The organism is Bradyrhizobium sp. SZCCHNRI2009 (assembly GCF_032485115.1).
Classification (GTDB): Bacteria; Pseudomonadota; Alphaproteobacteria; order Rhizobiales; family Xanthobacteraceae; genus Bradyrhizobium.
The window spans coordinates 1-5,666 of the sequence record NZ_JAUEUH010000018.1; the positions used below are offsets into that span (position 1 = coordinate 1).

A 5,666-nucleotide genomic window follows, 5' to 3' on the forward strand; every position below is an offset into this window, starting at 1 on the left:
GCTTCTGCCCCGATGGGCACCCAAGGTCCCAGCTGTCCGGCCGCAATGGCGGCCCCGCCGAGCTTCAATTCTGGTCCGCCCGAAGCTGGATTGAGATCGTAGCCGGTCCCCACCTGAACCAGGCTGGTCGACCCGAACGCTTCAATGGTGGTGCCGACGAGCCCGATCGTCCCGTCGCCATTGAGGTCCTGGTGTAGGATCGGTTCAAGGCTTTCGAGCGCAGCGCTGGTGCCGGAAACATAGCCGATCGCAGAACTGACGAAGTTTCCGCTCGCGTCGAAGTTCCAGGCTGTATATTCATCGGCGCCTGCAACCTTCCAGACAACCTCATACCCGCTCGTAGTGGCTTCTGCCCCGATGGGCACCCAAGGTCCCAGCTGTCCGGCCGCAATGGCGGCCCCGCCGAGCTTCAATTCTGGTCCCGTTCCTCCAGAGACAGGGTTGACGAAATACCCACTACCGATTTGAACGAGACTCGTTGCTCCGAAGGATTCGATCACGACTGGCGTCGCCGAGACCAGATGATAGCCGAGCGCTACCAGTTGCTTCAGATCGAAAGTGGTGAGCTGCTGGAACGTACTGCCCGTGTAGAACTCGTTAAAGGGATCATTGGCACCCTGAGCCCCGCTGTTGAGGAAATCACTTGCATCGGAGCTTTGACCATAGTCGGCAAGCTTTGTATTGCCACCATCCAGCGAGAAGTATGCCGCAGGGGCGGTGCCACCGTTCAAGAAAAGCCGTGTCCCGGCGCCGGTGAAACGGAAAAAATCGAATACATCAGGCTGCGTTCCGTACGGAACACGCCCCATGGCGTGGGTCAGTTCATGGAGTGCAACCCCGACAAGCACACTTGGCGCGATATCGGTGGCGAAAGTAGCGCTACCGTCATCGGTGCTTGTATCGTTAGCACCGAGCAATCCCCACAGTTTGAGCTGAGAGTTCCAGACGGCGACATCGGATTGCCCCTGCAGAGTGGAACTTCCCGGAAGAGCATCAAAGGTGCCGTCGCCAGCGGTCGCATTGTTGACTAAATATGATCGGACATTTGAATAACTCACCCACTGGCCGTGATCGGGCCCCGCTGCTGCCCCGCCGCCGGTGCCGCTATAGTCTATTTTCAGGTTTATAGTGATCTTGTCCGAGATCGCAGTGCTCAGCAAAGCAGCCGCTTGTTGAATGCCGGCCCGAAAACTGGCCGGAGCGGCCATTGCTGCAGCATCAAATATCAAATTGATGGTCAAGCCGCCGGAACTGAGTGCGATCACCGAGCCCGGACTTGCGGAGGCGCTGCCTTGGGCCGCCTCCGCCACGAGGGCCTCCTCCGGAATTTGAACAGGATCGGCTGCAGAATTCGTCACAGGGATCGAACGGTCCAACGTTTTCATCCAAGGCCAAACAGATTAATCTTACCCCAAAGGATGCAGGATGGCGGTTAATGCCATCCTATCTCGCCCAACTCGTGTCGTCCCCCTACCGGCCAGAACAATGGCGGGTTGTAGAATATTGGTAATCGACTGCTCCGTGTTGCTGTTTCGCCACCATGATGGCGATTTCCTGTGCTAAAGAGTGCGGGGATGTTAGCAACCAAACTTCGCATTCTCCGGAAACGGGACTTCCGCTTCAAAGTTGTAACGAAATGCAATTCAACAGCCTGTCATTCCTCTTCGTGTTCTTACCAGCGGTCCTTGTAGGCTATCTGCTCCTGCGCCGCACTCCGTTCGCCAATCTATTCATTCTCCTTGCTAGCCTGTACTTCTACGGATCGAGTGCCTGGTGGTACCTAGCCCCCTTCTTCGTCACTGCACTCCTCGATTTCTTTATTGGCCAGATGATCGAAGGAAGTGACAACGAGCTCTACCGAAAGCGGCTATTGGTCGTCAGCGTGGTCGCCAATCTCTTGCTGCTGTCGACCTTCAAATACACGACGTGGCTGAGCGCCGACGCAGCCGCGGCATTAGCCCCTCTCGGCATCACGTTTCCGATCATCGCTCTCAGTCTGCCGCCGGCGATTTCCTTCTACACCTTCCAGTCGATGAGTTATACGATCGACATCTATCGGCGCGAGTTCAAGCCTTATCGGAATGTCGTCGACTATCTCTCGTTCGTCTCATTTTTCCCGCACCTTGTCGCGGGGCCGATCATGCGAGCGCGAGACCTGTTGCCGCAACTCGCTGACATCCGCCCCCTGCCGTCCTTCGCTACGGTCAGTGGCGCTCTGTTCATGATACTCTTTGGTCTGTTTCAAAAGACCGTGCTCGCGGACAATCTGGGCAATCTGGTCGAAACAACTCAGCGCACAATCGTGAACGGATCTATGCCGCCTGGTATGGGCTTGATCTTTACCTACGCATTCGCGTTTCAGATCTATTGCGACTTTGCCGCTTACTCCACGATTGCACGTGGCATCGCTCGGCTGCTTGGCGTCAATCTGATGCGCAACTTTCTAACGCCCTATTTCTCGACCAACCCATCTGAGTTTTGGACGCGTTGGCATATTTCGCTCTCGACCTGGTTGCGCGACTACCTCTACATTCCGCTCGGGGGCAACAGAGATGGTCGGCTAAAGACTCTGCGCAATCTGATGATTACCATGCTCCTCGGCGGCCTTTGGCATGGTGCCGGTGTCTTCTTCATCATTTGGGGCGCTTACCACGGTTTGCTGTTGGTCCTATATCGGCTGATCCCGCTTGATACGATTCTGATCAAACGGTTCGGTCGGCTCGGCAACATCATTGCAGCTGTTCTGTTCTTTCACTTGATCTGCCTCGGTTGGATCTTCTTCCGCTCGACACCATCCGAGTTCCTGCCAATCATCAAATCCATCGCTGCTGTTCCCGCTGCTATTCTTGCACCACTGATCGTGTCATGGGGATGGTCTCCGATCGGCGCTCTCCGCTCTGTCTGGCAGACGATAACGGCAAACTGGGCGTTCTCCGTCTATGGCTGGGGCCTGACGCTCTTCGCCCTCCCTGCTGTCTTAACCGACGCTATCGCGTGGCGCCGTGATTGCGAGTTTGCCGACCTCTTCCCGTCGATGCCCTGGTGGATGAGAACACTCGTGATCGTGGCTCTCTTCTACGGAATCCTCTTCTTTGCACGGCGACAGGCAAATGAGTTCATTTATTTCGCATTTTAGGGCTTGGATCGCAGCGGGCCTGGCAATCGCGTGCATTGAGTGCGTGGTCTACACCACCCATCCTCCGTCCGCTCTTGAGATCAACAACTTCTTGCAATTTTCGTTCGCGCACGATGAGACGCCTCAGCGGCTGTTCATGTTCCACAAGCTCGAGGCCTTCGCAGACTCGAACCCCACAATTGTTCAATCGGGTGACAGTTCCGGCTTTTACGGCGTCGATCCGTCGGCGATCATGCGGCACCTACCGCAGGGGACTACGTACCTCAACTTGAGTTGTTGCGCTAATCTTGGATTCAGCGGTTACTATAATGTTTTCCGATTCATGGCCGAGAGAAGCGAGAAGCTTCGCTATCTCGTCCTTCATATCACGCCCTATACGATGCCCAGGCCCGAGACTTGGGATAGTGATGGAGCTGCCCTATGGGGCGATCCCAACATCAAGGTGTTTGGCGATGCCATCTACCGCGAATACTTGAGCCCGCAACGCTATATCTATCCTCCTTCGCTTGGCTATCGCCGTTACATTTCGGATCGCGTATTCTATCTGGGTGGCGTATTCGGCAATTTGGACCGGCCGCTCCTGCAGAACGAGAACTATCTGGAATTCCTGCGTCTCTATCGGCAAACTCGTGGCTGGATGCCCGAGAATGACGCGCGCAATGGGGTTGCCGCGACGGAGTGCGAAATCAAGGAGTCGCAATTCTTCGACCTTCGCACCTTCAGGGAGAAAACGTATACCGAAGAGGTACTGGACGCTTATGCTAAGCTAGCAAAAAAATTCGGAAAAACACTTGTGGTCGTGTTCCAGCCGGTCGCCTGTACCTTGGGTACAGGACAAGGGTCCGCCAAGACGCGCGAAGCAATCGAGAAGTTCAAGTCGAACCACCCCGAGGTGGAGGTGCCATTTCCGTTGATCACAACTTGGCCGGCCGAGCTGTTTTCCGTTCCAGCTCATATCGTCCGCGAACATACGGACATGCTGGCCGAACGCTTAGGACCGGTCATGGCCGACATCGTCAGGCGCCATGGTAGCTAACACCGGCATACGCGCCGGCCGACATGATCAGCGCGCCGATTGCGCCGAGATTGGCATCCATGCCGTGACGATCGGAATCCAAGCCTCGGGCACCATGTTGGCGAGCGACATCGAGCCGTTGCCGATCTGGGTCTCGATCGCAACGATGATGCCGTGCACGGCGATCCAGTTCAGCTTGTCAAAGAAGTCTTTCATGGGAGAATCCTTCAGCGTAGGCGTCCGGTGAAGCTTTCAATTACCCACAATAGGCCGCTTGTCCTGCGGGTGGCCCGAGCTATTGCGTAGCATGAATCAACTGTGATTCCTTGTCTGGCACCGATTCGCAGGGGGCGATGCCAATGGACGGAGAGCCCATCGCATGGTTTGATCGCGAACTCGCTGGCGTCAGCCTCGCTGACGAGCGTCTGAACAAGCGCCTTCGCAAACTGGTGGCGCAGATCGGAAGCGCCGTGGGGCAAAGCATTCCGCTGGTGTGCCAGGATTGAGCAAATACCAAGGCTGCCTATCGGTTTTTCTCCAATGACCGGGTCAGCGAGGCGGATATTTTGGCCGGCCATTTTCAATCGACGCGTGAGCGGGTGATTGCTTGACCTTGCCCCTGGGGCTTAATCCAGTTTGAAGTTCGTTCTGGCCCAACGAGGACCAGAGCATGAAGCGCGGCCGCTTTACGGAAGAGCAGATCATCGGGATTTTAAAGGAGCACGAGGCTGGCGTTCCGGTCGCCGATCTCTGCCGCAAGCATGGCGTGAGCGACGCCAGCATTTACAAGTGGAAGGCCAAGTTCGGCGGAATGGACGTCTCGGAGGCCAAGCGGCTGAAGACGCTGGAGGACGAGAACACGCGGCTCAAGCGGCTGCTGGCGGACGCCATGCTGGACAATGCCGCCCTGAAGGATCTCCTGGGAAAGAAGTGGTGACGCCTGCGGCGAAGCGGAGAGCTGTCGCACATCTCGCGCGCGTTCACGGGATGAGCGAACGGCGGGCGTGTAAAGCCATCGGATGTTGCCGCATGACGGTCAGATATCGGACGAGCCGGGCCGATGATGCCGGGCTGCGGCAGCGCATGAGGCGATCGCCCATGAGCGTCGCCGCTTCGGCTATCGTCGCCTGCACGTCCTGCTCAAGCGGGAGGGCTACCTGGTCAATCACAAGAAGCTGTTCCGGCTGTACCGGGAGGAACGGCTCACGGTGCGCCGCAGAGGTGGCCGCAAGCGCGCTATCGGGACGCGAGCGCCGATGACGGTGCCGCTGCTCCCGAATGATCGCTGGTCACTCGACTTTGTGTCGGATCAGATGACCGATGGCCGGCGCTTCCGCATCCTGACCGTGGTCGACGACTGCACCCGCGAGTGCCTGGCGCTGGTGGCCGACACCTCACTTTCGGGCGCCCGGGTCGCTCGGGAGCTGGACCGGCTGGTCGCCGAGCGCGGCAAGCCCAAGATGGTGGTGAGCGACAACGGCAGCGAGCTCACGAGCAATGCCATCCTGACATGGA

General features: G+C 57.4%; 5 protein-coding genes and 1 pseudogene. 4 read left to right on the plus strand and 2 right to left on the minus strand.

Going from position 1 to position 5,666, the window contains the following annotated elements; translation table 11 throughout:
- Positions 1-1,385: NF038122 family metalloprotease (locus tag QX041_RS34310; RefSeq protein ID WP_316168113.1), on the minus strand; the 1,385-nt coding region annotated here is incomplete at its 3' end.
- A 251-nt stretch (positions 1,386-1,636) separates the two neighbouring features.
- Here QX041_RS34310 and QX041_RS34315 point away from each other — a divergent pair.
- Together QX041_RS34315 and QX041_RS34320 are read left to right on the plus strand one after the other, a co-directional pair.
- Positions 1,637-3,136 (plus strand): MBOAT family O-acyltransferase, encoded by a 1,500-nt coding sequence (locus QX041_RS34315; RefSeq protein ID WP_316168114.1) that lies wholly within the window; start codon positions 1,637-1,639, stop codon positions 3,134-3,136.
- 43 nt (positions 3,137-3,179) lie between these two features.
- Positions 3,180-4,172, plus strand: coding sequence for a hypothetical protein (locus QX041_RS34320; protein WP_316168115.1), 993 nt, complete (start codon positions 3,180-3,182; stop codon positions 4,170-4,172).
- A gap of 27 nt (positions 4,173-4,199) precedes the next feature.
- On the opposite strand, the gene QX041_RS34325 is transcribed toward QX041_RS34320, so the two are convergent.
- Positions 4,200-4,367 carry a hypothetical protein gene (locus QX041_RS34325; protein WP_316168117.1) on the minus strand — a complete coding sequence of 56 codons (168 nt, stop codon included), beginning with the start codon at positions 4,365-4,367 and terminating at the stop codon, positions 4,200-4,202.
- 143 nt (positions 4,368-4,510) lie between these two features.
- Between QX041_RS34325 and QX041_RS34330 the strand changes: the two genes are divergently transcribed.
- Together QX041_RS34330 and QX041_RS34335 are read left to right on the plus strand one after the other, a co-directional pair.
- Entirely contained in the window at positions 4,511-4,657 is a 147-nt protein-coding gene (locus tag QX041_RS34330; protein WP_316168118.1) for a transposase DNA-binding-containing protein, read from the plus strand.
- Positions 4,658-4,821: 164 nt separating this feature from the next.
- Positions 4,822-5,666, plus strand: a pseudogene (locus QX041_RS34335) (IS3 family transposase); the annotation flags it as partial.